Source organism: Ruegeria sp. AF8, from assembly GCF_056541825.1.
Map to the genome: position 1 here is coordinate 1 of NZ_JBQFYW010000023.1, position 24,770 is coordinate 24,770.

Sequence of the window (24,770 nt, forward strand, 5' to 3'; positions counted from 1 at the left end):
GCATCATGGCCGAACCGATGATGCCAAATGCATGCTCAATGCCATGCATCTGCAGCGTTTTGACGAAGGCTTCTTCCGTGGTCATTTTCATGGTTCGATCCTCTGTATATGTTCCGTTTATTGCATGAGTGTGATTGCGGCCGATCAGATCACTTCGTCCTTGAGATGGTACCAGACGTAGGCCATGCGTTGACCGAGCCGTCGGAAAGGTGTCAGCACGCCGTGGCTGGGCAGAGGCGACGCGAAAATAGGCAGTTTGAAGACGTCGTCTTTGACGCCGGCTATCTGCTGCGCCATGCGGCGACCGGCTTGTGCTGAATACATCACCCCGTTTCCGCCATACCCCATTGCATAGAAGATGCGCTCGCTGGGATTTGGCCGGAAAATGCGTGGCATCATGTCGTGACTGACATCGACCCAGCCCCACCATGAATAGTCCAGATTGATGTCTTCCAAGGCTGGAAACTTCCTGGCAAGACCTTTCTTGAGCATTTCCAGATGCTTTTCGTTCTCGGCATCACGCCCCGTGACTGCTGAACGGCTTCCGATCTGCATCCGGTTGTCGGGCAAAAGGCGATAGTAGTGGCGCAGAGTACGAGTGTCAGTCAGCGGCGACTTGGTTTTAATTCCGCACTCGTCCAGTTCTGCCTGTGTCAAAGGTCTTGTGACCATCGAGTTGGACAAGATCGGCATCAGGCGATGTCTTGTCTTGTTGCTCAGACCCGGAGGTGTGTAGCCGGCTGTTGCCAGAGCCACCGTCTTGGCCTTGACGATGCCGCCCGGCGTGCGCAGATGGTGCACACCGTTCTTGGTTTCCCACCCCATGACCGGGCTGCCTGTGTGGATCTTTACACCCAGGCGACGGGCCATATTCACATAACCAAAAGCGAGCTTGCCCGCGTGGATGCAGGTTCCGTCAGGTTCCCACATTGCACCGTGAGCTTCCATGTCGCGCACATGTTCCGCATGCAATTCCTCGCGCGGAATAATGCGCGAGGCGTAGCCGAAGGTCTCGTTCAGAAGCGCGCTTTCCTTTTCCAGCGCCGGCATCACCTTGGCACGGTGGGCGATGTAATAGTGCCCCCCCGTCTGTGGATCACAGTCGATGTCGTCGCTGGCGATCAGGTCATTGAACAGCTCGAACGCCTCGGACACTTCGCGGTGCATTCCCTTGGCCGTTTCGACGCCCCAGCGCTGAATCCATTGCGACCGCTTCAACCGGCCGGACGAGATCTGGGCCTGCCCGCCATTTCGGGTCGAGCAGCCCCAGGCTACGGTGTTTGCTTCCAGAACAGTGGCCTGGATGCCATGTTCCTTGGCGAGATGAATGGCGGTGGACAGGCCGGTATAGCCGGAGCCAATGACGGCTACATCTGTGCTCATATCCTCCGAAACCGGTCCATCATCCGCGGGCGGAGTGCCCGCGGTGCCGATCCAGTAGGTTGGCGCATGATCGCGGTTGTGACCCGGTCCTGCATCGATGATCGGGTCGTATTTGGGATCGTAGCTGGACTTGGGCCAGTGCCGAGGGATGGAGTTGTCCACCATTCCTATTTCCTCCGGTTACGCGTGGTGGATCAGGCTTTGAACATCGGGCGCGATTTTCGAAGCGCCTGTTTTACAATGATTTTCCCGTCGCGCAGCGTAAAAAGATCTGCACCTTCTGCTTCGACTCGCATGCCATCAGCGTCAGTACCTGAGAAAGTCCATTCCGAAACGGCTCGGTCACCATGCACAAAGTGGCTGTGGTGGTCCCAATGAGCATCTTTCATGCCCGCCCACACGCCCGAAAAGGCTGCGGCAATTGCTTCGGCGCCCTCGACCTTGTTGCCGAATTTCTCGTTGCCGGCGACAGTGTAAAACACGCAATCGTCGGCAAAGTGGGTCATAACACCGTCGATGTCGTGACGGTTGAACGCGTCGAACGTGTCTGCCAGGTCCTGCGCGGTCAGGGTTTTGTTCATTTTGTACTTCCTTATCAGAGGGGTTGTTACGTTTCGTCCGGGTTCGGTACGATCAGTGTGGGTATCCTGGAACGCCGCAAAACGCGCTTTGCGACGGTTCCGAGGAAAGTGTGAGAGAAGCCGTGGTCATGCGCGCCCAGTACGATCAGATCGCAGTCCAGTTCGACCGAGCGGCGCAGGATCACTTCGGCCGGATGGCCATCGGTGACCTCGACAGAGGCCACCTGTTCCCGAATCTTAGCGTCATCACCTTCGAACCGGGCCCAGAAATTCGCTTGCCGTTCCGCCAGTACTTTGCGCACCATCTCGTGGCGGCGGGTAATGGCGGTTTTGCGCGTTTCTTCGTTCAGGATGAATATCTCCATCGTGATCTTGGCATCATCCGACAGCGGTTCGTTTACGTGCAGGACGTGAATCTTGGCCCCGGTCGCCTGCGCAATGCTGGCGGCATGACGCAGGGCATGAGATGAATTCTCCGAAAGATCGGTGGCAAACAGGATGTTGGTGACCAGTTGTTTCATGTCGTCATCCTTTCAGATCAATAGCCTAACAGCCGTGGCAGCCACAGCGACAGTTCGGGGAAGAACGCGATGATGAAGATCGCGATCGTGTTGGCGGCGGCGAACGGCAGTGCACGCAGCGAGATTTGTTCGATCGTGATGTTCGAGATACCCGATGCGATGAACAGGTTTTCACCCAATGGCGGCGTCTGGAAGCCGATGCCAAGAGTACAGACCATCACCACGCCAAAGTGGATCGGATCGATGCCCACCGAATAGGCGACGGGCAGCATCACCGGAACCAGGATCAGGATGGTGGCCAGCGTTTCCATGAACATGCCGACGAACAGCAGGAAGAAGATGATCAGCGCCCAGATGACATAGAGGTTGTTGGTAAAGCTGAGCATCGAATCCGCGATAATCGCCGGGATCTGATTTTCCACCAGCAGGCGGCCGAACACGGTTGCCGTGAACAGGATCAGCAGAACGCGGCCCGTCAGCCAAGTGGTGGCCTCGAGCGACTGGAACAGGGATTTCCAGGTCAGTTCGCGATAGATCACAACGCCCACGATCAGCGTGTAGAAGATCGCCACGATGGCGGCTTCGGTCGGTGTGAAAAAGCCGGTATAGATACCGCCCAGGATTACCAGCGGCGCCATCAGCGACCAGAACCCGCGATACATTTCACACATCACGTTGCGGAACGACCAGCCCTCGGCCACGCCCTGATAGCCGCGTTTTTTCGACATGAAATAGTTCAGGATCAGCAGGCTGGTGGCGATCAGAAAGGCCGGAATGAAGCCCGCGATGAACAGTTTCGAAATCGAAACCGACTGGAATGTACCGAATTTCTCGACCGCTTCCACCGGTGGCGCCATACCGAGCGCGGCAATGCCGAAGATCACCATCGGGATGGAGGGAGGAATGATAATCCCGAGGCCACCAGAAGAGGCCGTGATCGCAGAGGCATAGCCGCGCTCATAGCCGCGGTCGATCATTGCGGGGATCATCAGCATCCCCACGGCCGCGGTTGTTGCCGGGCCCGAGCCCGAGATTGCGCCAAAGAACAGGCAGGCCATCACTGTTGCAGCCGAGATGCCGCCGGTGAACGGGCCGGCCAGGCTTTCGGCGACGTTGATCAGCCGTTTCGAAATGCCTGCTGCCTCCATCAGGGCGCCGGCAAGGATAAAGGCGGGCAGCGCCATTAGCGGGAAGGACCCCACCGAGGTAAAGGCGATCTGCACAAACTTGATCGGGTTCTCATCCAGATAAAGGAACGAGACCAGCGAAGCCACACCCAGCGCCACCGTGATCGGTGCGCCGATGAGCAGCAGAAACAGAAATGATCCAAAGAGGATTGTGACGATTTCGGATTCCATGATTACCCCTCCCTACCTCAGTGGTCTTTTGTCGCTTCGGTGGCGGCTTTGATCTCATCCAGATCGATCTGATCCGGATCGTGGATTTCCTCGCCTTTGATCAGGCGGCGGTAATTCACCTGAATGATGCGGAATGTCATCAGCGCAAAGGCGATGGGCAGCACCATGTAGATATACTTCATCTCGACGCCCAGGGTCTGGGACTTCCAGAACTTGTTCATCTTGTTAAAGACGAAATCCGTTGCCAGATACAGAAAATAGACGTTGAAAAAGAGCCAGAAGAGATCCGCGAAAGCTTCGATGTATTTGATCGAGCCGTCAGGCAGGAATTTGAACTGGAATGTCACGCGGTTATGCGCGCCCTTCAGGGCTGCATAGCTGGCGCCGAAATAGACAAACCAGACGAACATATAGACCGAGAGCTCCTCAATCCAGCTGATCGAAAAGCCGAACACTTCGCGCGCGATGATTTGCACGAAGAGCAGGCAGACGAAACCGGATAGCAGGACCCGGCAGATAACACTTTCTATGTTGTCCAGAAATTTCCAGAACATGCGTTTCACTCCTCCCTGAGATGAAAAGAGCGCCGAAGCGCTCTTTTCTTTTTTGCTCTGCAGCAATTACTGCTGGACCGGCTCGCGGCCGATGGCTTCGAGAACTGCGTTCAGTTTCTCAACACCGCCGATGGAGTCGTAGAACTGCGGCCAGACGGCACCGGTTGCCAGCTCGATGAACTCGGCTTCGTCGTTCTCAGGATCGATGATTTCCATCCCCTTGGAGGTCAGCTCTTCTTTGATGGCTGCTTCGGAGTCGCGCAGGAACTGGGCCGAAACTTGGGTGGCTTCTTGTCCAGCTTCCAGGATCATCTGCTGCTCTTCTTCGGACAGGTCCTGGAAAACGGCTTCCGAAATGATCAGTGGTTCGATCGAGAAGATGTAGCGAAGGTTGGTAACGTGATCCTGAACTTCGTAGAACTTCATCGCGTTGATGGTCAGGTACGGATTGTCCTGCCCGTCAACCACCTTGGTCTGCAGACCGGTGAAGGTTTCAGACCACGCCATCGGTGTCGGGTTGATGCCCCACGCCTTGTAGGTCTCGATCATGATCTCGTTTTTGGGAACACGGATGACCAGATCCTGAAGATCGGCAACCGATTTGACCGGCTTCTTCGAGTTGGTCAGGCGGCGGAAACCGGTATAGGTCCAGCCGATGATACGCACGCCGGCGTCACGAATGGTGTTTTCAACCAGCTCCTGACCGATGGGGCCCTGGGTCAGCTTTTCCGCGTCTTCCAGGCTGAGGATCACGTAAGGCAGCGTGAACACGCCCACCGAAGGAGAGAACGGCGTGATGTTGTTGATGGCCAGCAGAGACATGTCCAGCGTGCCGATGGCGGCTTCGTTAACGGTGTCTTGCTCGGAACCCAGCTGACCGTTCAGAAACAGGGTCGCGGTGTGCTCGCCACCCGATTTCTCTTCGAGCGCTTTGACGAATGCGATGCCTAGTGCTTCCTGTGCACTGCCCGCACTGTCGCCAACGGCGATCTTGAAATTCTTCGCGTCAGCTGCGCCTGCTACCATCAACGCCGCAGTGGAAACAGCAGCGGTGAAAGTGCCAAGCTTTTTGATAAATGACATGGATGTCCTCCCATTTGTCAGGTTTGCCGGGGTGCGCGCTGGCTTGGGGAGAATTTAAGCCGGTCCGATTCTGCCTCGGTCGAGAAAATCTATCTTGCAAAGGAAGTTTCTTCGTTGTTAAAATTTGCGTGAAAGGTTTCATAGATATCGAACCTAAGGGATGAACAAAAAACTGCTTCCGACCCAAATTGGAGACACTGATTTCCGTCTTCTTCGAATATTCAAGACAGTTGTGGAAAGTGGCGGGCTGTCAGCGGCGGAAGTTGACCTGAATATCGGTAAATCAACGATTTCAAAGCACATTTCCGACCTCGAACTGCGATTGGGTCTGAAGCTGTGCAATCGTGGGCCAGCGGGGTTTTCGCTGACAGAGGACGGCCAGAAGGTTTTGATTGCAGCGGAAGATCTTTTGATTGCGGTTTCGAAATTTCGAACCGAGGTCAACGAAATCAAGGAAAAATTGGCGGGCACAATTCGGATCGCGTTGTTCGACCAGTGTATGTCAAATCCGGAAGCCCGCGTGGCCAAGTCCATCAACGAGTTCAACAAAGCCGCGCCGGCGGTCCGGATCGAACTGTCCATCGAGCCCCCAAATGTCATTGAGGCGAAGGTAATCGGTGGCAAGCTTGATATTGGAATTGTAGCCTTACACCGACCGTCATCCAGCTTGAACTATGAACCTTTGTACGGCGAAAACATGTTTCTCTATTGCGGCATTGGGCACCCTCTTTTCGGTGTGCCCGACCAATCGTTGAGTGTTCAGGATGTGCGCAATCACAGCTATGCCGGTATCAGTGTAAATTCACCAAACCAGTTCGTCGGTCAAAAGCTCGGCTTTCGCCGGTCAGCAAGGGTTCAAAATGAACAGGCGCTTGCAGTCCTCGTCATGTCAGGACGCTACCTTGGCTTTCTTCCAGATCATTTGGCGGGAGGGTTCGTAAACCAGAATCTTATGCAAACCGTTTTACCAGAGGAGATTCAATACCGTACGAATTTCGCTGCAATTACCAGAAAACAACTCGGCGTGACGCGAGTTGCTGAGCTGTTTCTCAAACACTTGATCAGAGAACACAGATGAAAAGGCGATTTTAGGGACTGGCCTCGTCGGACATGATTTTGTTCGGAGTGGTGTTGCCCCAGCCCACAGCAGGCCTTTCGTCCGGGCACTTTGAACTGGCTGCGTATATGGCCGAAGTGTGCGTAACGACAAGTGGGGTTCAGTAGTTTCCCTTTTGAGGTGCACCCGTCTCGTTCCGCCCAACTTGCGAAATCATCGACGTCAAAGTTGAGACTCTTAATTTTTTCAAACGTCTTAATGTATGTTGTCTAGCGTCAGCGCAAGCAGGGTGTTTTACAATGGAGATGTGTATTGCAAAGGTCTGGCCCAAGTCTCGACATTGATGCGGCTGCGGTAATTGAAGCTGCCGCAGAAAGCATATTGATCACTGCCGCAGATCTTGATGCCCCCGGCCCGACGATTGTCTATGTAAACCCGGCATTTGAACGTATGACCGGATGGTCCAGAACGGAAATACTCGGCAAGTCCCCAAGAATACTTCAAGGACCCAAGACTGATCTGAGAATATTTCGAGGGATGCCTCAGAAGCTGAGGGGCGGGCAAACATGGGAAGGTCAAACGATCAACTACCGGAAGGATGGTTCAGAATTCTGGATGGAATGGTCTATCGTACCTCTATGGAACGAACACGGTGAGATTCACCAATATGTGGCAATCCAACGCGATGTTTCGGTACGTGTGGCAGCAGCAAAGCGAGTTCAAGTGGCACAAGCTGCGGAACGCGCCGCGGAACGGGCGAGGTCCAATCTGGCCCGCTATTTTTCCCCTCGGCTTGTAGAGGCCTTGGTGAAGAAAGATAGGCCGCTTGGTCAGGTCCGGCGGCAGAACCTCGCCGTTCTGTTTGCCGATATCGTTGGTTTTACAAGATTTTCGGAACAGCTTGAGCCTGAGCAGGTAATCGAAATCCTGCGTGATATTCATGTCTGGATGGAAAGGGCAATTTTTGAAGCAAACGGCTCGATTGAAAGCTACATTGGTGATGCAGTTTTGGCCATATTTGGGTTTCCGGAAGTCGAAGAACAGGATGCTGCCAACGCGCTGCACTGCGCATATGAGTTGCTGGCGGCGTCGCGCGACTGGAATAAAATGTGAGCCGAAAAAGGTCTGTTTCCAATCGAGATTGGCATTGGGTTGCACTATGGCCCTGTTGTTCTGGGTGACATCGGCGGTAGAGAGTATTTTGATTTTACCGCAATTGGCGACACGGTGAATACCTCAAGCCGAATACAGCAGGCAACGCGGGCCCTCAAATGTGATCTGGTTGTCAGCCAGAATATTGTTGATGCGATCAGGGAACTACCTGAGAGCGGAAAAAAGGAAGGGTTGTTGGAGCCGCTAAACCAACATGGCAAGCTTACCTTACGCGGTCGCTCTCAATCGATTGATGTTTGGACTTTTGCCCAAGCGTCCGATGCGAATTGAGCGGTCCAGAGAGATGTACACTATTGGCTCCACCATTGTTGTGAATGACCGAATGCAGCGGAATTATCGGTACCGGATTTCCGCGCGCGAAGGAATGGATTTCATGCCGGGTTTTGAGCCCCGTTTCTCACCGGCGCAGATGTTGGAAATGGGTGTTTTCGAAGGCAAATACTGTAACGACTGCCGGAACGAACTTCCGGAAGAATGGTTCGCTGAAGCTCGAATTGCAGACCATCCCGATCCAAAGCTCAATTTTTTTGGGATCAAGAGTCGACAGCCCCTATCGTACTGGAAAATGAAAGGATGGATTTATGGCCCTGATCCTCGAGGCTGGTTTCAGTGGTATTGTCGTTACTATTTGGGAAGACGGCTACCGGAAATAGATGTGGTTCAATCAAAGCGATGGCGCAGTTTTGCTCGACACGCCGGACAAATCCGCGCAAATTGCGAGCCCGGAGATTTGCTGTGTCGACCAAAACAGAGACAGGCACTTTTGCAATGGTCCCATGATCCCTTTATCTAGGGTCAGGACGCATTGAATTCTGTTGGACGGCGTGATTCACGGTTCAAAAACGAGCTGTGAACATGTCTGATCTTTTCTGGTTGAGCGACGCGCAGATGGCGCGTTTGGGGCCCTACTGCCCGTAGTCACACGGTAAGCCACGTGTTGATGATCGGCGTGTGTTAAGCGGAATAATCTTCATCAACCGCAATCGCCCTTGCCGCAACCGCCATGTTCTGACTATGAAAAAAGAACGAGTCCTGACCCTAATTTGAAATTTTTCAAGAGAGTTAAGAAATAATGATGAAAGTGCCTAAGTACCTTTTTGGCGCAATGGCTGTAATTGTTTTCTTTGGCGCATTCAGCGCCATTGAGAAAGTTAGAGCGGAAGTAGTAAATCCCAGCTCGGTCATGTTTACTATTGATTCTTGTGAGGGATATTTGAGCTTTTTGGAGGGCGAGGATACCGTAACGCCCGACGGATGCCACGAGATTGCACACTTTCAAATATCGAATCGTGACGAGAAAAATAGACCTTACTTGCGGCGAATGCTGAGGGACGCGGGTGGGAATACGGCTTTGGGCGCGCTGGCCGAGGCCGTGCTGGCCGTTATTCAGAGTGATGCTTCGGAGATATATTCAGCGTCGGATGGGGCAAGCCGCCTAATAACAATTAAAATGGCCCGTTCAGGTGACATTGAACGCGCCGTTCTGTACTCTCATTTACTGTCTGAAATGCAACGTTTGTCAGTACAAGCAATGTGTTCTGAGGAGCTTTGTGATAGTCTTCAAAGCGTGTCCTCCATGGAAAAAATAATGGGAGAAGCGTTTAGTGAGCTTGATACAATCAGATCTGATTTCGTGTTATATTGCCTGCTAAAAACGGATGCATTCTTGATACCTGTACGGAAGGTTCTTGAAAGTCGTGCTTTTGTAGATTGTGTCCATTAAACGAATGGAAGTTTCTTAACGCGGTAAGGGCGGTATCTGAGACTTATCTACTCCCTAAAAATGTCTACAATAAGATCTTCGGAAGGTCAGTGATGGAAAAAGACCCGTGATCTCAAATAGCGATTTTACAACTGGTACGGAGATACCTGTAGCTACTTTGGATATAGCGGATCCAGTTACTTTGTCTCAGGCTGAGGCTGAACACCTAGGAAATCGACGCCAGGCTTGTTGTTCCTCTAACGACGCGTTCCAACGCACAGCAGATTCTGAATGGCTCCGGATCGTCTGCGGTAATATAATCAGTGAACCTCTCGCCGGCGAGTTTTCCGATGGTTTCTGCAGGGATACGAATGGTGGTGAGCCCCGGTTCGACATCCGCGGATCCTTTGAAATCTCCGATACCGATGATTGACAGGTCATCGGGAACCTTCAAACCCAGGTTCTGGGCCGCAAATAATGCGCCCTGTGCAATGACGTCATTTCCGCAAAGCAGAGCCGTCGGACGAGAGCGTTCAGTCAATAGGGACAAGGCTGCTTGCTTGGCTTGAGACACGCTATATGGGGCTTCGGACTCATGCTCACTCGGAACGGATATACCTTTTTCGTTGAGCGCATCATGCACGGCCGAAAGGCGATTTTGCGCGCGGTCGTTCCCAGTGGTCTTGGGAAAGATCAGCCCAATGTTTCGGTGTCCTAATGCGAGCAGATGCTCGGTTGCAAGGCGCCCGGCCAGCCGATTGTCAGCCCCGACACACGGAAGGATGGAATCCTCCGAATAATTCCAAATGGCAAGCGCTGGAATTTTTTGCTGTTCGATCAACCGGGCGGTTGCGTCGGAGTGCTCCAACCCGACCAGCGCCACTCCGTCCACGCGATGTTCCAATAGCTTGCGCACCATCGCGTATTCGCGGTCGAGGTCATATCCATGTGACGCCAGCAACAGGCTGAACCCGGCTTTGTCGATCGAATCTGAAAAGGCCTGAATAACCTCGGCAAAAATGGCGTGGTTGATCGTGGGGACTACGAGACCGATTGTGCCTGACCTTTTGCCATGCATCGTCTGTGCCGCCCGGTTGCGGATGTACCCGAGTTTCTGAACCGCTCTGTTAATCTTTTTGCGAGTCGCAGGGTTCACCAAGTTCGGGTGATTGAAGGTGCGGGAAACTGTGGATGGCGATACTTTTGCAGCCTTTGCAACCGCAACAATATCGACCTTACCCTTTTGAAAATTAGTCAAAATATTCTCCCTTCTGGTCGAAGTTATGAAAACATTTGCAATACTATTTTCATCGCCTACCCTGATTTGTCAACAAAAGTAAAAATGTGAACCGACGGGTTGGGAGGCCCTGAATGGAATTCATTTACTACTTCGGAGACGTATTCACCCCGCTGTCGTTTCTCCTGCTGTTGGGTGGCACGATTGGGGGGCTGATCTTGGGCGCAACGCCGGGATTATCACCCACAATGGCAGTTGCGCTTCTGATCCCGTTTACCTTCCAACTTGAGGCGGCTCAGGGTCTGATCCTGCTTGGTGCTGCCTATACTTCGACCGTTGCCGGCGGCGCAGTCAGCGCCATTTTGCTCAAGATTCCGGGGGCACCAGCAAATATCGCGACAACTCTTGACGGGCATACAATGGCGAAACAGGGCCAAGGTGCGCGAGCGTTGCAACTGTCGTTTTTGGCCTCGGCCGTCGGCGGTATTTTTGGTGTGCTCTTGTTGATCTTTCTGACCCCGGTTCTGGCCAAATGGGCGCTGGCTTTTGGCCCCTCGCATCTGTTCTGGCTGGCCATTCTGGGTGTGACGGTAATTGGGACACTGGATTCCGCCTCGGTGGTCAAAGGCCTGCTTTCAGGTTGTATCGGGCTGTGGCTGGCTACCATCGGGTTTGACGACATCATGGGGGCGCAACGCTTCATCTTTCACCCGGCATTGGGCGGAGGCATCAACATCATTGCCGCGTTGATCGGCCTGTTCGCGATCCCTCAGGTTCTGACGATGTTTGCGAAGGGTCGCCGCAACACGGGCGCTGAAGTTATCGAAGTGCAGCGCCACTCGATCATGGCTGCATTTCGAGAGTTGTTCACCCGAACCCGGGCACTCAGCATCGGCACGCTGACCGGTTCGATCATTGGCCTGATCCCGGGTGTTGGCGGGCAGATCGCCGGGCTGGTCGCCTATGACCAGACCAAAAAGTTCTCATCTGAAAAAGACAAGTTCGGTACGGGTCATCCCGAAGGCGTGATTGCTGCGGAATCCGCCAATAATGCGATGGTCGGCCCTTCGCTGGTGCCGCTGCTGACCCTGTCGATCCCAGGCAGCCCCACCGCCGCCGTGTTGCTGGGCGGGCTGCTGATCCACGGGATATTCCCGGGCTCGGACCTGTTCGACAATCACCCCGACGTGGCCTGGACCTTCATCAATTCCATGCTGATCGGTCAGGTCTTGATGTGCATCTTCGGCCTCTATGTTGCCGGTCTTGCGGCACGCGTTGCACAGGTGCCGCAATCGGTCATGGCCGCCATCGTTCTGGCGCTGTCAGTCTTCGGGGCCTATTCGGTGCAAGGCTCGATGGGTGATGTCTATGTCATGGCCTGTCTTGGCATCGGCATGTTCTTCCTTGAGCGCTTTGGTCTTTCAGCCGCACCGTTGGTGTTGGGGTTGATCCTTGGTCCCATCGCCGAGGCCAACTTCATTCAAGGCGGGATGATTGCAGATGCGACCGTAGGAAAGGCTTCGTATTTTCTGACCGGCGGATTGAACCTGCTGCTGATTGCGGTTGTGTTGGCCTCAATCGCCTACTCGGTCTGGATGGAATTGCGCCACCGTCGCTACACCACCAAAGAGGAGGCACAGGCATGAACCGCTCGCAACACATATTCGGGTCGGGTCTGGTGTTTGCAGTGGGTCTTTGGGTGACCTGGATCAGCTATACCCAGCAGCCGGCCGAAGCATTCCTGTTCCCGCGACTTATCGCATCCGTGTTTGTGGTTCTGGCCGGCTGGACGTTCGGCAAAGCGGTAGTGGGTTTGTCCAAGGTCGGAAACGGTGTGACACGCACGATGTTCCTGAACATGCTGCCGGGTCTGATCATTACACTGATCTACGTTTTCTGGGCCGCGAAGGCGTTTGGTTTTTATACTGCGACAGCCATCGCCTTTTTCATCCTGCTGTCGACCTACGATCCGGCCCCACATTCCGAAGTCAAGACCTGGGCTAAGCGCGGGGTTATCACTGCGATCTTTGTAGCGGTGATGTACGGGCTCTTTGCCATGCTTCTAAATGTCTACACACCAAGGGAAATTTTGTTCTGACCGCGTAGGGCGCGTCTGAACCTAATCTGGGAGGAAACGCAAATGAGACGAATGATTGCAGGGGCCACATTGGCCGTCATGAGCCTGACAGGCGCAGCAGTGGCCCAAGAATACCCCGAACGACCGATCATGATGATGGTCAGCTATGGCGCAGGAGGTGCCACGGATTTTCAGGCGCGGATTGTCACCATGACGTCCGGGAACGAGGACGCGCTGGGGATGCCTATCGCCATCATCAACAAACCCGGTGCAGGTGGGCGCGTTGGCTGGAACTGGTTCGCCACACAGGCAGATCCGGACGGCTATACGCTGGCAGCCTATAACGTACCGCATTTCATTGCTCAATCGATCAAGGGTGGAGTGGACTATTCGACAGACAGTTTTGAACCCATCGCCAACTGGGGCGCTGATCCGGCGGTCTTTGTGGTTGGTGCCGACAGCGAATTCAACTCGATGGAGGATGTCGTTGCCTTTGCCAAGGAAAACCCCGGTAAGCTGACGGTATCCGGGGCGGGTCTTTTTGTGGGCCACCACATTGCAGCCCTGCAGATCGACAAGGCGGCGGGTACCAAGATGGCCTATATCCCGACCAAAGGCGGCGGGGCCGCGGCCATGAAAGCAGTGATTGCTGGTGAAGTGATGGGCGGTATCAACAACCTGTCGGATGCGTTCCGCGCGCAAGAGGCAGGGAACGTCAAAATCCTGGGGGTCGCCGATCTGGAGCGCAACGCGTTTCTACCGGATGTGCCGACGATGATGGAACAGGGGCTGGATGTAGACAACTCGTCGGTCAATTTCCGCGGTGTCATGGTGCCCAAAGGGACGCCGCCCGAGGTGATAGAGAAACTGGCGGCAGCAGTCCCCGAGATGTTCGCCAACGACCGTGTGGCCAAGAAGATGGAGGCAGGCGGGTCGCCCATGCACATCATGACCCGTGATGAGGTAATCGAGATGTGGGCGGCACGTCAGCAGACACTGAACGAATTGCTGGCCGGTCTTTGATCCGGACATTCCCAACGGGGCGGAGCGGGTCCGCCCCAAACAACCAATCGAGGACCAAGATGAACGCTCAGGACGGGATTGCCCCCGAAATAGCCGAAGTAGATCGTATCATAGCACGAGCGCGTACGGCCCAGGCAGCATTCGAAGCTGGTGGCAGTCAGGCACTATACGACAAAGCGGCACTGGCGGCGGGATGGGCCATCATGGAACCGGAACGCAACCGGACGCTGGCCGAGACTGCTGTTGAAACCACCGGTCTGGGCAATGTGCCCGACAAGATCACAAAGAACCACCGAAAGACACTTGGCCTGTTGCGCGATATCGCTGACGCGAAAACACATGGCATCATCAGTGATGACCCGGCAACAGGCATTACCGAGATTGCCCGTCCTATCGGTGTAATCGGTGCGGTGGTACCGTCGACCAACCCTGCCGCGACGCCCGCAAACAACATCATCAATGCGCTCAAGGGTGGCAATTCCATCGTGGTGGCGCCCTCCCCCAAGGGCGTGGCGTCCTGCGAGTTGCTGATCGGCTATATTCACTCTGAATTCGACAAGCTGGGGCTGGATCATGATCTGGTCCAGATGATCCCCGCGCCCGGATCCAAAGCCAAGACACAACGGCTGATGGAAACGGTAGATCGGGTGATCTGCACCGGCAGCCAAAACAACGTCCATCGTGCGCAATCCTGTGGCACCCCTTCGGTCGCCGTCGGTGCTGGCAACGTTACGGTGATTGTGGATGAGACTGCTGATCTGCAAGCGGCAGCCGCCAAGATCGCTGCTTCGAAATGTTTTGACAACGCGACTTCGTGCTCATCTGAGAATGCGTTGGTCGTGGTGGACGCGGTCTATGACGCGTTTGTAGCGGCGATGGCTGCCGAGGGCGGTGCATTGGTGCCGTCTTCTGGTGCAAGTGACATCGTCGTGCGGCTCTGGCCCGACGGTCATCTCAACCGTTCGGTCATTGCGCAGGATGCTGACAAAATGCTCGAAGCCCTGGAGATGGCGGATAAAGTGCCCAAGGGGACCAAATTTCTGGCAGTAGAAACCGACGGGATAGGCTCGGATCATCTTTTGTCCGGCGAAAAACTCAGCCGGGTTTTGGCACTTTATCGCGCGGCAAATTTCGAAGAAGCCAAGGCTATTGCCACTCGCATTCTGGCGCATCAGGGGGCTGGGCATTCCGTTGGCATCCATACTGGCGATGACGAGCGTGCGGTTGGGTTGGGTCGTGATTTGCCGACCTGTCGGATCATCGTAAACCAGGCGCATACCTTTGCCACTGGTGGCAGTTTCACCAATGGAATGCCTTTTTCCCTCTCGATGGGCTGCGGCAGCTGGGGGGGGAATTCCATCGACACCAACCTACATTGGCGGCACTTCGTTCAGACTACCAAGATCGTGCGTGAAACTCCGCCGCGCGAACCCCGGTTGGAAGAACTCTTCGGCAATTATTGGGAAGAGGTCGGCCAATGATGGAACCACCCAAAGGAACCGTCAGGGACTGGCTGGATTTGAGGGCCGATCAGGGCGGGATAGGATTTGTCTTCCCGGACGGGGCTCCGGACCTGAAGTGGGCCGAATTGCGCAATACAGCGCGCAGCATCGCGGGCATGTTGACCGGAATAGGCGTGGAAAAAGGCGAAAGCGTCGCCATCCTCTACCCCAATTGCCGTGAAGCGCTAGAGATCCTGTTCGGCGTTCTCTACGGAGGTTTCCGGGCGACGATGATTAACCTTGTCGCTGGTGACAGCGCTGTGGCCTATGCGCTGGAACACAGCGGCGCACGCTATGGTTTTGTGCATCCCGGGCAAACGGAATTGTTCCAGCGAACAGCGGATCCCGCAAAGATCACCCCGTTGCAAGTTGCAGATGCCACCGAGGCCGAAGGTAACCTGCACAACATTTCGTCCGATAGTCATGCGCTGCTGATGTACACGTCCGGAACGACCGGTCGCCCCAAGGGAGTGGTTCACACCCATTCCAGCCTGCTGGCAGGCGGTTGGACCACCGCCGTTGCTCATGAGTTGTCCGAGGTTGATCGCGGGTTTTGCGTATTGCCGATCTACCACATCAACGGGCTTTGCGTGACTGTCATGGGAACGCTTGTCTCGGGCGGATCATTGGCCATGTGCGAACGCTTTTCGGCCAGCCGGTTCTGGAACAATTTGGGGAAGGTCGAGGCCACCTGGTTTTCGGTCGTGCCAACCATAATTTCTCACTTGCTGCACGCTGATACCAGACCCGATGCGCAAACTCGCCAGCGAGTGCGTTTCGGTCGTTCCGCATCTTCGGCATTGGCGCCGGATGTACAGCGCGCTTTTGAAGACCGGTTCGAAATTCCCATCGTGGAAACCATGGGGCTGACGGAAACCGCCGCGCAAATTCTGTCCAACCCGTTACCTCCGGGTGTCCGCAAGATTGGCTCGCCCGGTATCGCTTACGGAAATGAGGCAGCAATCTTTGACGCAAACCTTCGACGTGTTCCACACGGAACGGAAGGTGAATTGGTTATTCGCGGACCGAATGTGATGCTTGAGTACCTCAAGGACCCCGGTGCAACTGCTGGTACGTTTAGTTCTGATGGGTGGTTGCGAACTGGTGATCTCGCCCGGATGGACAAGGACGGGTACGTTTTTGTCACCGGCCGGCTGAAGGAACTGATCATAAAGGGCGGTGAAAACATTGCTCCACGCGAAATCGACGAGGCTCTTTACTCTCATCCCGATGTTGTTGAAGCCGCTGCTTTTGCGCGCCCCTGCGACAGCTACGGCGAAACCGTCGAGGCAGCTGTCAAGATCCGCAAAGGTTCTGAGTTGACGCCGCTGGACCTGTCGAGGATTTGCGAAGCCCAATTGGGCCGTTTCAAGTCACCCGATGAAGTTCATATCTTGCCGGAACTTCCAAAAGGGCCATCGGGAAAAATTCAAAGAAACAGAATACTCAAGATTGTTAACGAGAAAACTGGCAACTCAAAGATGTAAACATCCGCGACACAGTTATTGGAAAACCCGAATTGCGCGCTGGCAGAGCTGCACTGCTGCACCAACAGGGTGGTCTGATATCCTGTGTGGATGGTTCGCGCACTGCAAGAATTTACTTGAAGATCTAAGCGGTCATGTCGACAGTACTGTTCTGTGTCCTGCCTGTTTGGGTGGCGGCGTTGTTGCCACTGGCCCTGTTGAGATCCCCGAGCGAGGCTCCGGTCGGCTGATCGGCCGCTAAAAACGGCCGCTGACATTCCCGGAATTTCCGTACTCTTGGTTGACCTAAATCCGCATCATCACTTCAACGTCTTTCATCTCGTGGTTAACCAACGCCTTCAAAACGCGGGCCGCAGGTATTTCTGTTTCATTGAAAGCACCGTCCGGATGATCCTTGCGGCCTTGGACACGCCGTTACCCTGACATTGCGCGGTGCCTGTAGCGATTGGAAGCCCACGTACGAGAAATCAACACCCCGTTACGGCTGCAGATCGGGACGTTATTGGGATGCGACCTTCAATGAGGCCATCAGGTTGTGGAACTTTTCCCCCTGCACCGCGACATGCGCGCGCAGGGCGTTTGCCGTTTCTTCCGGGTCGCCACTATCGAGGGCGCGCACGATGTCTTCATGTTCGGACATCGATTGTGACATACGGCCCCGAAACCGCAGCTGTTGCCGACGGAATGGTTTGAGCCGCCTGTGCAGTTTGGACGCCTCTTGTTCCAGGAACGAATTGCCGGACTGGCTGTATATGATTCGATGAAACCGCTCGTTTTCGAGGTAATACTTGTCAGGATCACCAGCATCGACTGCCATCTGGCATTTTGAATTTGCGTCGGTAAGGTCCTGCAATGCCTGATCGGAAATGCGAAGCGCGGCGAGGCGGCCACATACGGCTTCGATCTCGGCCATGACCTCGAACATCTCCATCAGTTCGACCGGTCCGGGCTGTCGGACAAAGGCGCCCCGGCGCGGGATCAGTTCGACCAGACCCGACAGGGCAAGCCTCTGAAATGCTTCCCGAAGTGGTGTTCTTGAAACACCGAATTGTTCGGCCAGTTTAACCTCGTCCAGACGATCCCCGTCTGAAAACGTGCCGTCAAAAATCAGCTCTTCCAAATCCTGAGCGATGGTATCTGCAAGCCGTTGGTCCATAGGTTTCTGTTTTACTTATGAACAAACGAGAACTCAAGAAATCAATTCTTGTATACAAAAAGCTTGACTAAAAAAACAACACTACCCTATGCTTTTATTCATCCCCGGCACGTCCGGGTTTCAAAACGGGAGGAAGAAATGAAGTCGATGCTAAGAACAGCCGTTGCTGCCATGGCTCTTGCGTCTGCCGGAACCATGGCAAGTGCGGAAGAGCTGCGCCTGTCCCACCAATGGTCGAACAAAGACATACGCCATCAGGTCGCTCAGATGGTCGCTGATGAGGTTGCCGCGGCTGATGTCGACCTGGAAATCAAGATTTTCGGCTCGAAATCCCTGTTCAAGCCGCGTGAGCAGTACAAGCCTCTCAGCCGTGGTCAGCTGGACATGACGGTTCTGCCACTCAGCTATGCCGGCGGTCAGCAGCCCGCCTATAATCTGACTCTGATGCCGGGCCTGGTGAAAAACCATGACCACGCCGCCCGTCTGGCCGACTCGCCCTTCATGGACGCGCTCGAAGCGAAGATGGCGGACGATGATGTGATGGTTTTGGTCCACGGTTACCTGGCCGGCGGCTTTGCTGGCAAAGACAAGTGCATTACCAAACCCGAAGACGTTGCGGGCCTGCAAACCCGCGCGGCGGGCAAATCGTTCGAGCAGATGCTGGCCGGTGCCGATGCCTCGATCGCGTCGATGGCATCTTCTGAAATCTATAACGCGATGCAGACCGGCGTTCTGCAGGCGGCCAATACCTCGTCCTCGTCTTTCGTCAGCTACCGCATCTATGAGCAGGTCAGCTGCTATACGCCGGCGGGCGATGTGGCGCTGTGGTTCATGTATCAGCCACTGTTGATGAACAAATCGACCTTTGAAGGGCTGAACGAAGATCAGCAGGCCGCCCTGCTGGCCGCATCCGAAAAGGCGCAGGCCTTCTATCTGGAAGAGGCCAAGAAACAGGACGCCAACTCGGCCAAGGTCTTTGAAGAGGCCGGTGTCGAAATCGTCGAGATGACACCAGAGGATTTCGAAGCCTGGCGCACGCTGGCGATGGAAACCTCGTACAAAGCCTTCGTGGAAGAAGTTCCCGACGGGCAAGAACTGCTGGACAAGGCACTGGCGGTCGAGTGACCCCGTTGGCCGGGCGGTATAACGCCGCCCGGCAACTGCCTCTCTGTCTGATCTTCAGACTTCCCTGCATCTCAATCACAGGAGGCGCACATGGCTGGCCATAGCTCTGCCGTTGCTTCCCATACCGGGAACAATCCCTTTCTTCGCTTCGTCGCTTCGCTTTCAACTCTGGCGGGCTGGTGTTCCGCAGGCATGATCGTCGCTGCTGTTGCAATCACCTGCCAGATGATCATCGTGCGCTTTGTGCTCAATGGCTCGACCATCTGGCAGACCGAAGCGGTCATCTATCTGGTAATCGCCGCCACGCTCGTCGGCCTGCCCTATGTGCAGCGGCTGCGCGGACATGTGAATGTCGACCTGGTCCCGATCTCGCTTGCCCCACGCGCACGGTTCTTAATGGCGATTCTGACCTCGGTCCTGTCCATCGCCATTATCTCGGTCATGCTGTTTTACGGCTACGAATACTGGCACTTCGCGTGGGAGCGCGGCTGGAAATCCGACACTGTCTGGGGCGTGCGCCTGTGGATTCCCTACCTGTCCATCCCTGTCGGTTTTGGTCTGCTGCTGCTGCAGTTGATCGCTGACCTCGTCGCCGTCCTGCTGGGCATCGATAAACCCTTTGGTCTGGAGTAAAGCCGATGGATCCCCTTCTGCTCGGCGCCATTGTCGCCATCGCCACCATCCTTGTTCTGTTCTCAGGCGTTTCCGTTGCCATCGGTCTGCTGATCGTCTCGGCCGGATTCCTGATCGCCCTTGACGGTCCCCGGTCGCTGGAATTGATGCCGGAAATTCTGTTTGGCAAGCTGGACAACTTTGCCCTGCTTTCGATCCCGATGTTCATCATCATGGGGGCGTCCATCGCCTCGACACGGGCGGGGGCCGACCTCTATGAAGCGCTCGAACGCTGGCTGACCCGCGTGCCGGGTGGTCTGGTCGTGTCGAACCTCGGCGCTTGCGCGCTGTTCGCCGCAATGTCCGGATCATCGCCCGCCACCTGTGCCGCCATCGGCAAGATGGGCATCCCCGAGATGCGCAAGCGCGGCTATCCCGACGGTGTTGCTGCCGGTTCGATCGCCGCGGGCGGTACGCTGGGCATCCTGATCCCGCCGTCGGTCACCATGATCGTCTACGGCATCGCCACCGAGACCTCGATCGGCCGTCTGTTCCTGGCCGGTGTGATCCCGGGCCTGATGCTGGTGGGTCTGTTCATGGCCTGGTCGCTGTATTCGACCTGGAAATCCGGTGACGCCACCCGTCTGGGTTCCGGCAGCTACACTTGGGCCGAACGGTTCGAGATCCTGCCGCGCGTGCTGCCCTTCCTCGGCATCATTCTGGGTGTGCTTTACGCCATGTATGGCGGCATCGCCACACCGTCGGAAACTGCCGCTGTTGGTGCCCTGCTGTGTCTGCTGATCGCGATGATCATCTACAAGCTGTGGAACCCCAAGGACATCTGGGTCGTGCTGCGCGACAGCACCAAGGAAAGCGTGATGATCCTGTTCATCATCGCAGCCGCCGGTGTGTTCTCGTACATGCTCAGCTCGCTGTTCATCACGCAGGCGATTGCCGAGTGGATCGGTACGCTGGACGTGAACCGCTGGGTGCTGATGGGCGCGGTCAACGTGTTCCTGCTGATCGCCGGGTTCTTCCTGCCGCCGGTTGCGGTGATCCTGATGGCGGCACCGATCCTGCTGCCGATCATCACCACCGCTGGCTTCGATCCGATCTGGTTCGCGGTTGTGCTGACCATCAACATGGAGATTGGTCTGATCTCGCCTCCTGTCGGCCTGAACCTCTATGTGATCAACGGCATCGCGCCCGACATCTCGCTGAAGACCATTCTGACAGGCTCTCTCCCCTTCGTGGCCTGCATGGTGATCGCGATTGTCCTGCTGTGCCTGTTCCCCGGTCTGGCCACCTGGTTGCCTGACCTGGTGATGGGAGCAGCAGTATGACCCTGCTGGCGGATCTTCTGTCCACCGTGTTCGAGCGGCGCTATCGCCGCTCGGGCGCGGCGGCTCTCGACGGCCGACCGCTGACCGAACTGGCCGATGCGCTGGTGGGTTCGGCCGGGGAAACCTCGGGCTTAGCCTTGGCCGAGGAAATCCTGACCCGTTTCGACGCGCTTAGCGATGATGACAAACTGGAGTTCTTTCGCTATCTCGCGTCGGCGATGAATATCGATCCTGAGACAGTGCGCTCGTCTTTAGACGAATACGAACGAAACCCGTCGAGGGCGACCTATCGCAAATTTGCGGTAGCCGCCGAACCTGCCCGGCAGGAGATGATCCGGCGCCTCAACCGAGTGCCGGGGGCCACCGGGGCATTGGTGCAGATGCGCGCCGATCTGCTGCGGCTGGGCGGCAAAGAGCCCGAGTTGCAGGCGCTGGATCTGGACTTCCGGCATCTGTTCGCCAGCTGGTTCAATCGGGGCTTTCTGGTGCTGCGCCCGATCAACTGGGAAAGCCCGGCGCATATACTGGAAAAGATCATTGCATACGAGGCGGTGCATGCCATCGACAGCTGGGACGACCTGCGCCGCAGGCTGGAACCCAAGGACCGGCGCTGTTTTGCCTTCTTCCACCCCTCGATGCCGGATGAACCGCTGATCTTTGTCGAGGTTGCACTGAACAGCGGCATTCCCGGCTCGATTCAGGCCCTGCTGGCCGAAGACCGCGAGCCCCTGCCCGAGGATCAGGCCGACACGGCGGTGTTCTATTCGATCTCGAACTGTCAGGCAGGTCTGGCCAGCATTTCCTTTGGCAACTCGCTGATCAAACAGGTCGCCTCGGATCTGGCGGCAGAGCTGTCCGGGTTGAAGACCTTTGTCACCCTGTCACCCATTCCGGGGCTGACCAAATGGTTGATGCAGGAAGGTATCGAATGGGATGTCGCGCTGCCGGACCAGATGAAGGCATTGGCCGCGCATTACCTGCTGAACGCCAAAGGAAAAGGCAACATGCCCTTTGACCCGGTCGCCCGGTTTCATCTGGGCAATGGCGCGCTGGTTCACGCAGTGCATGCCGATGCCGATATATCGGACAAGGGGCGCGCCCAGTCGGGCGGCACCATGGTCAATTACCTTTATGACTTGCCTCGCGTCGCCCAGAACCACGAGCAGTTCGCCAATACCCGCGACGTGATCGCCTCGGCCGAGGCCAAATCCCTTGCCGCCTCCGCCATTCTCACCACGACACAGGAAAGGTAACCCATATGGCCAATCCTCTCTATGACGGTTTGTTCGGCGCTCATGCCGGTAAAGACACGCCCTTTTTGCAGTTGCTGAACGGAACAACCATCACCCACGAGGAATTCCTGAGCACCGCCGCTCGGATCGCCCATGTAGCGACGCAGCTTGGCCTGAAGCCCGGCGACCGGGTCGCGGCACAGATCGAGAAATCGCCCGAGGCGCTGGCGCTGTATGCCGCCTGCGCGCAGGCCGGTCTGGTGTTCCTGCCGCTCAACACCGCCTATACGGTGGATGAACTGACCTATTTCATCGAAAACAGCGGTGCCTCGCTGATTGTTTGCGACGGCAGAAGCGAGCAGAAACTTGCCCCCGTCGGCGCGCAGCTTGGCGCCAGGGTCGAATCGCTTAACGCCGATGGCTCGGGCAGTCTGACGGATCAGGCGGCGGTGATGCCCGCCAGCTTTGAAACCGTCGACCGCGATGGCGATGATCTTGCGGCGTTTCTGTACACCTCGGGCACCACGGGCCGCTCCAAAGGGGCGATGCTGACTCAAAACAACCTGTTGTCGAATGCGCAGGCGCTGGTCTCCGAATGGGGTTTCACATCCGACGACGTTTTACTGCACGCGCTGCCGATCTTTCACACGCATGGTCTGTTTGTGGCCACCAATATCATGCTGGCTGCAGGCGGAAGCATGATCTGGCTTCCCAAATTCGATCTGGACGAAATCATAGGCCGAATGCCGGGTGCCACCACGATGATGGGCGTGCCGACCTTTTACACCCGACTATTGGACGATGACCGGTTTACCAAAGATCTGGTGGCGCACATGCGTCTGTTCGTGTCGGGCTCGGCCCCGCTGCTGGCGGAAACCCATATGCAGTTCGAGGACCGCACCGGCCATCGCATCCTCGAACGCTATGGCATGACCGAGACTAATATGAACACCTCGAACCCCTATGACGGCGAACGCCGCGCGGGTACGGTGGGCTTTCCTCTGCCCGGGGTCGAGTTGCAGATCTGCGACTCTGACGGCAATCCGCTGCCGCAGGGCGAGATCGGCGAGATCGAAGTGCGCGGCCCCAACGTGTTCAAAGGCTATTGGCAGATGCCGGAAAAAACCGCCGCCGAACTGCGCGAGAACGGGTTCTTCATCACCGGCGATCTGGGCCGTATCGACGAGGACGGCTATGTCCAGATCGTGGGCCGTAACAAGGATCTGATCATCTCGGGCGGCTACAACATCTATCCCAAGGAAATCGAACTGGTGCTGGACGACCAGCCCGGCGTTCTGGAAAGTGCGGTGGTTGGCGTACCACATCCCGATTTTGGCGAAACGGTGCTGGGGGTGATCGTCGCCGAACCGGGTCAGTCGCCGGACCTGGATGCGATGATGGATGCTGTGCGCGACAGTCTGGCCCGGTTCAAGCATCCCCGCAAGCTGATCCTGCTGGACGAACTGCCCCGCAACACCATGGGCAAGGTCCAGAAGAACATCCTGCGCGACCAATACAAGGACATGTTCGTGGCCGCGTAAATTTGCACTCCCCGAACCCGGGGGATACGCCTCGACCCGCAGGTTTTCCTTCAACGGCCTGAATGCGCGAAAAATGCGTCTGCAAGCCGTTGATCTTTTCCTGAACAGGAGTTTTCGGACAATGTGCCCGAATATCCTCGTTCAGATTTCGTTGGGTACCGGTGTCAGGTCGCTCTAAGTGCGTCGCAGCAGTTAGTATTTTGCGAGCAACTTTCATGGCTTCGTCTTCCGTGGTGAGTGACGCCCGCAAGGAAGTAGAAAATGCGCCAGTAGACGAAATATCTGGCGACCTCCTTGGAAACCCAGCCAGGAGCCGTGGTTACCGCGCTAACCCCGCGCTGGATTTCGGAAATGCCCCAATTGGCGAAGCCGGGGGCACTCGTTCCTGGCCGGTTCGATTGACTATTGTCTTTCACAAACCCATCTGCTCTTTGATGCCACCGATGAAGGTCGCGTCGTCAGCGGCCTTCCGATTGGTCAGCAGGAAATCGGCATCCTGCCCTGCGCGATAGCGCAGAGTATTGGTGCCATCGGTTACTGCCGTCCAGATCACTTCTGCCACGACTTCAGGAGGGGACGGCGGGAAGGCCTGATTTGCAAAAGAACCCATGACAGCGGATACCACACCCTGATACTCGTCAATCGCAGGCTCATTGGCAAAATCAAAACTGCGCCCGGAGAAGTCCGTTGCAATCATGCCCGGTTCCACGATCTTCACTTTTACTCCGATGGCCTCCAGTTCGTAATGCAGAGCCTCAGAGATGCCTTGAAAGTTGACTTTGCCCCAACTGCAAAAGGCCATGTCGCGAGCCGCGGAAAGCGACCATTCGGTGTTTCCGGGCGAATGGCGGTTTCGTTGCGCACACCCACCAAGCGATTTTCCCAGATCAGACCTTGGGAGGCCTCGAAATTGCCATCGCATATAGAGCCGGGAATGGGTTCGACGAGCACAATGTGCAAATTGCCACAAAACGCTTGAATGAGTGCATTCCCGTACAAAGCCGACTTTGCCATCTTTAAGTG

The 24,770-nt window shown here is 55.9% G+C and carries 22 protein-coding genes and 2 pseudogenes; 15 read left to right on the forward strand and 9 right to left on the reverse strand.

Going from position 1 to position 24,770, the window contains the following annotated elements; translation table 11 throughout:
• Positions 1-144: 144 nt before the first annotated feature.
• From ACR0AO_RS22055 to ACR0AO_RS22080, 6 genes are all read right to left on the reverse strand, one after another.
• Positions 145-1,548, reverse strand: a complete 1,404-nt coding sequence (locus tag ACR0AO_RS22055) for an NAD(P)/FAD-dependent oxidoreductase (RefSeq protein WP_480608567.1) — start codon at positions 1,546-1,548, stop codon at positions 145-147.
• Positions 1,549-1,577: 29 nt separating this feature from the next.
• A complete protein-coding gene (locus ACR0AO_RS22060; RefSeq protein ID WP_480608569.1) occupies positions 1,578-1,964 on the reverse strand; it encodes a nuclear transport factor 2 family protein in 387 nt (128 codons plus the stop codon).
• A 26-nt stretch (positions 1,965-1,990) separates the two neighbouring features.
• The gene (locus ACR0AO_RS22065; RefSeq protein WP_480608571.1) at positions 1,991-2,485 is read right to left on the reverse strand and encodes a universal stress protein; all 495 of its coding nucleotides are present in this window, start codon (positions 2,483-2,485) and stop codon (positions 1,991-1,993) included.
• A gap of 17 nt (positions 2,486-2,502) precedes the next feature.
• On the reverse strand, positions 2,503-3,843 hold the full coding sequence (locus ACR0AO_RS22070) for a TRAP transporter large permease (protein WP_480608572.1): 1,341 nt from the start codon (positions 3,841-3,843) through the stop codon (positions 2,503-2,505).
• A 17-nt stretch (positions 3,844-3,860) separates the two neighbouring features.
• Positions 3,861-4,397, reverse strand: coding sequence for a TRAP transporter small permease (locus tag ACR0AO_RS22075; RefSeq protein WP_480608574.1), 537 nt, complete (start codon positions 4,395-4,397; stop codon positions 3,861-3,863).
• Between the two features lie 66 nt (positions 4,398-4,463).
• A complete protein-coding gene (locus ACR0AO_RS22080; protein WP_480608575.1) occupies positions 4,464-5,480 on the reverse strand; it encodes a TRAP transporter substrate-binding protein in 1,017 nt (338 codons plus the stop codon).
• A 160-nt stretch (positions 5,481-5,640) separates the two neighbouring features.
• Between ACR0AO_RS22080 and ACR0AO_RS22085 the strand changes: the two genes are divergently transcribed.
• The 5 genes and pseudogenes from ACR0AO_RS22085 (at position 5,641) to ACR0AO_RS22105 (ending at position 9,433) form a co-directional block, all read left to right on the forward strand.
• Positions 5,641-6,558, forward strand: coding sequence for a LysR family transcriptional regulator (locus ACR0AO_RS22085; protein WP_480608577.1), 918 nt, complete (start codon positions 5,641-5,643; stop codon positions 6,556-6,558).
• A 291-nt stretch (positions 6,559-6,849) separates the two neighbouring features.
• Positions 6,850-7,980 (forward strand): annotated as a pseudogene (locus ACR0AO_RS22090) (adenylate/guanylate cyclase domain-containing protein).
• Positions 7,904-8,503 carry a hypothetical protein gene (locus tag ACR0AO_RS22095; RefSeq protein ID WP_480608579.1) on the forward strand — a complete coding sequence of 200 codons (600 nt, stop codon included), beginning with the start codon at positions 7,904-7,906 and terminating at the stop codon, positions 8,501-8,503. The pseudogene ACR0AO_RS22090 and the gene ACR0AO_RS22095 overlap by 77 nt, the downstream one beginning before the upstream one ends.
• 62 nt (positions 8,504-8,565) lie before the next feature.
• Positions 8,566-8,694, forward strand: a pseudogene (locus tag ACR0AO_RS22100) (IS5/IS1182 family transposase); the annotation flags it as partial.
• Positions 8,695-8,785: 91 nt separating this feature from the next.
• Positions 8,786-9,433: a hypothetical protein gene (locus ACR0AO_RS22105; protein ID WP_480608581.1), complete on the forward strand. Its 648-nt coding sequence runs from the start codon at positions 8,786-8,788 to the stop codon at positions 9,431-9,433.
• A 205-nt stretch (positions 9,434-9,638) separates the two neighbouring features.
• Here the strand turns inward: ACR0AO_RS22105 and ACR0AO_RS22110 are convergent, their stop codons facing one another.
• Positions 9,639-10,670 (reverse strand): LacI family DNA-binding transcriptional regulator, encoded by a 1,032-nt coding sequence (locus ACR0AO_RS22110; protein ID WP_480608582.1) that lies wholly within the window; start codon positions 10,668-10,670, stop codon positions 9,639-9,641.
• Between the two features lie 113 nt (positions 10,671-10,783).
• On the opposite strand from ACR0AO_RS22110, the gene ACR0AO_RS22115 reads away from it, so the two are divergent.
• The 5 genes from ACR0AO_RS22115 to ACR0AO_RS22135 are packed head-to-tail and all read left to right on the forward strand — an operon-like array spanning position 10,784 to position 16,738.
• Positions 10,784-12,295 carry a tripartite tricarboxylate transporter permease gene (locus ACR0AO_RS22115; RefSeq protein WP_480608584.1) on the forward strand — a complete coding sequence of 504 codons (1,512 nt, stop codon included), beginning with the start codon at positions 10,784-10,786 and terminating at the stop codon, positions 12,293-12,295.
• Positions 12,292-12,747: a tripartite tricarboxylate transporter TctB family protein gene (locus tag ACR0AO_RS22120; RefSeq protein ID WP_480608586.1), complete on the forward strand. Its 456-nt coding sequence runs from the start codon at positions 12,292-12,294 to the stop codon at positions 12,745-12,747. Before ACR0AO_RS22115 ends, ACR0AO_RS22120 begins: the two co-directional genes overlap by 4 nt.
• 42 nt (positions 12,748-12,789) lie before the next feature.
• Entirely contained in the window at positions 12,790-13,749 is a 960-nt protein-coding gene (locus ACR0AO_RS22125; protein ID WP_480608587.1) for a Bug family tripartite tricarboxylate transporter substrate binding protein, read from the forward strand.
• A 59-nt stretch (positions 13,750-13,808) separates the two neighbouring features.
• Complete coding sequence (gene sauS, locus ACR0AO_RS22130; protein ID WP_480608588.1) at positions 13,809-15,230, forward strand: acylating sulfoacetaldehyde dehydrogenase; 1,422 nt, start codon at positions 13,809-13,811, stop codon at positions 15,228-15,230.
• A complete protein-coding gene (locus ACR0AO_RS22135) occupies positions 15,227-16,738 on the forward strand; it encodes a class I adenylate-forming enzyme family protein (protein WP_480608590.1) in 1,512 nt (503 codons plus the stop codon). Before sauS ends, ACR0AO_RS22135 begins: the two co-directional genes overlap by 4 nt.
• A 499-nt stretch (positions 16,739-17,237) precedes the next feature.
• Here ACR0AO_RS22135 and ACR0AO_RS22140 read toward each other — a convergent pair whose 3' ends face one another.
• Positions 17,238-17,894: a GntR family transcriptional regulator gene (locus ACR0AO_RS22140; RefSeq protein WP_480608592.1), complete on the reverse strand. Its 657-nt coding sequence runs from the start codon at positions 17,892-17,894 to the stop codon at positions 17,238-17,240.
• Between the two features lie 138 nt (positions 17,895-18,032).
• On the opposite strand from ACR0AO_RS22140, the gene dctP reads away from it, so the two are divergent.
• From dctP to ACR0AO_RS22165, 5 genes are all read left to right on the forward strand, one after another.
• On the forward strand, positions 18,033-19,019 hold the full coding sequence (gene dctP / locus ACR0AO_RS22145) for a TRAP transporter substrate-binding protein DctP (RefSeq protein WP_480608594.1): 987 nt from the start codon (positions 18,033-18,035) through the stop codon (positions 19,017-19,019).
• Between the two features lie 90 nt (positions 19,020-19,109).
• Positions 19,110-19,652 (forward strand): TRAP transporter small permease, encoded by a 543-nt coding sequence (locus ACR0AO_RS22150; RefSeq protein WP_480608596.1) that lies wholly within the window; start codon positions 19,110-19,112, stop codon positions 19,650-19,652.
• Positions 19,653-19,657: 5 nt separating this feature from the next.
• On the forward strand, positions 19,658-20,974 hold the full coding sequence (locus tag ACR0AO_RS22155; RefSeq protein WP_480608597.1) for a TRAP transporter large permease: 1,317 nt from the start codon (positions 19,658-19,660) through the stop codon (positions 20,972-20,974).
• Positions 20,971-22,227, forward strand: coding sequence for a malonyl-CoA decarboxylase (locus tag ACR0AO_RS22160; protein ID WP_480608599.1), 1,257 nt, complete (start codon positions 20,971-20,973; stop codon positions 22,225-22,227). The genes ACR0AO_RS22155 and ACR0AO_RS22160 overlap by 4 nt, the downstream gene beginning before the upstream one ends.
• 5 nt (positions 22,228-22,232) lie before the next feature.
• Positions 22,233-23,747, forward strand: a complete 1,515-nt coding sequence (locus ACR0AO_RS22165; protein WP_480608601.1) for a malonate--CoA ligase — start codon at positions 22,233-22,235, stop codon at positions 23,745-23,747.
• Positions 23,748-24,159: 412 nt separating this feature from the next.
• Here the strand turns inward: ACR0AO_RS22165 and ACR0AO_RS22170 are convergent, their stop codons facing one another.
• A complete protein-coding gene (locus ACR0AO_RS22170) occupies positions 24,160-24,549 on the reverse strand; it encodes a Rossmann-fold NAD(P)-binding domain-containing protein (protein ID WP_480608602.1) in 390 nt (129 codons plus the stop codon).
• Positions 24,550-24,770 lie beyond the last annotated feature (221 nt).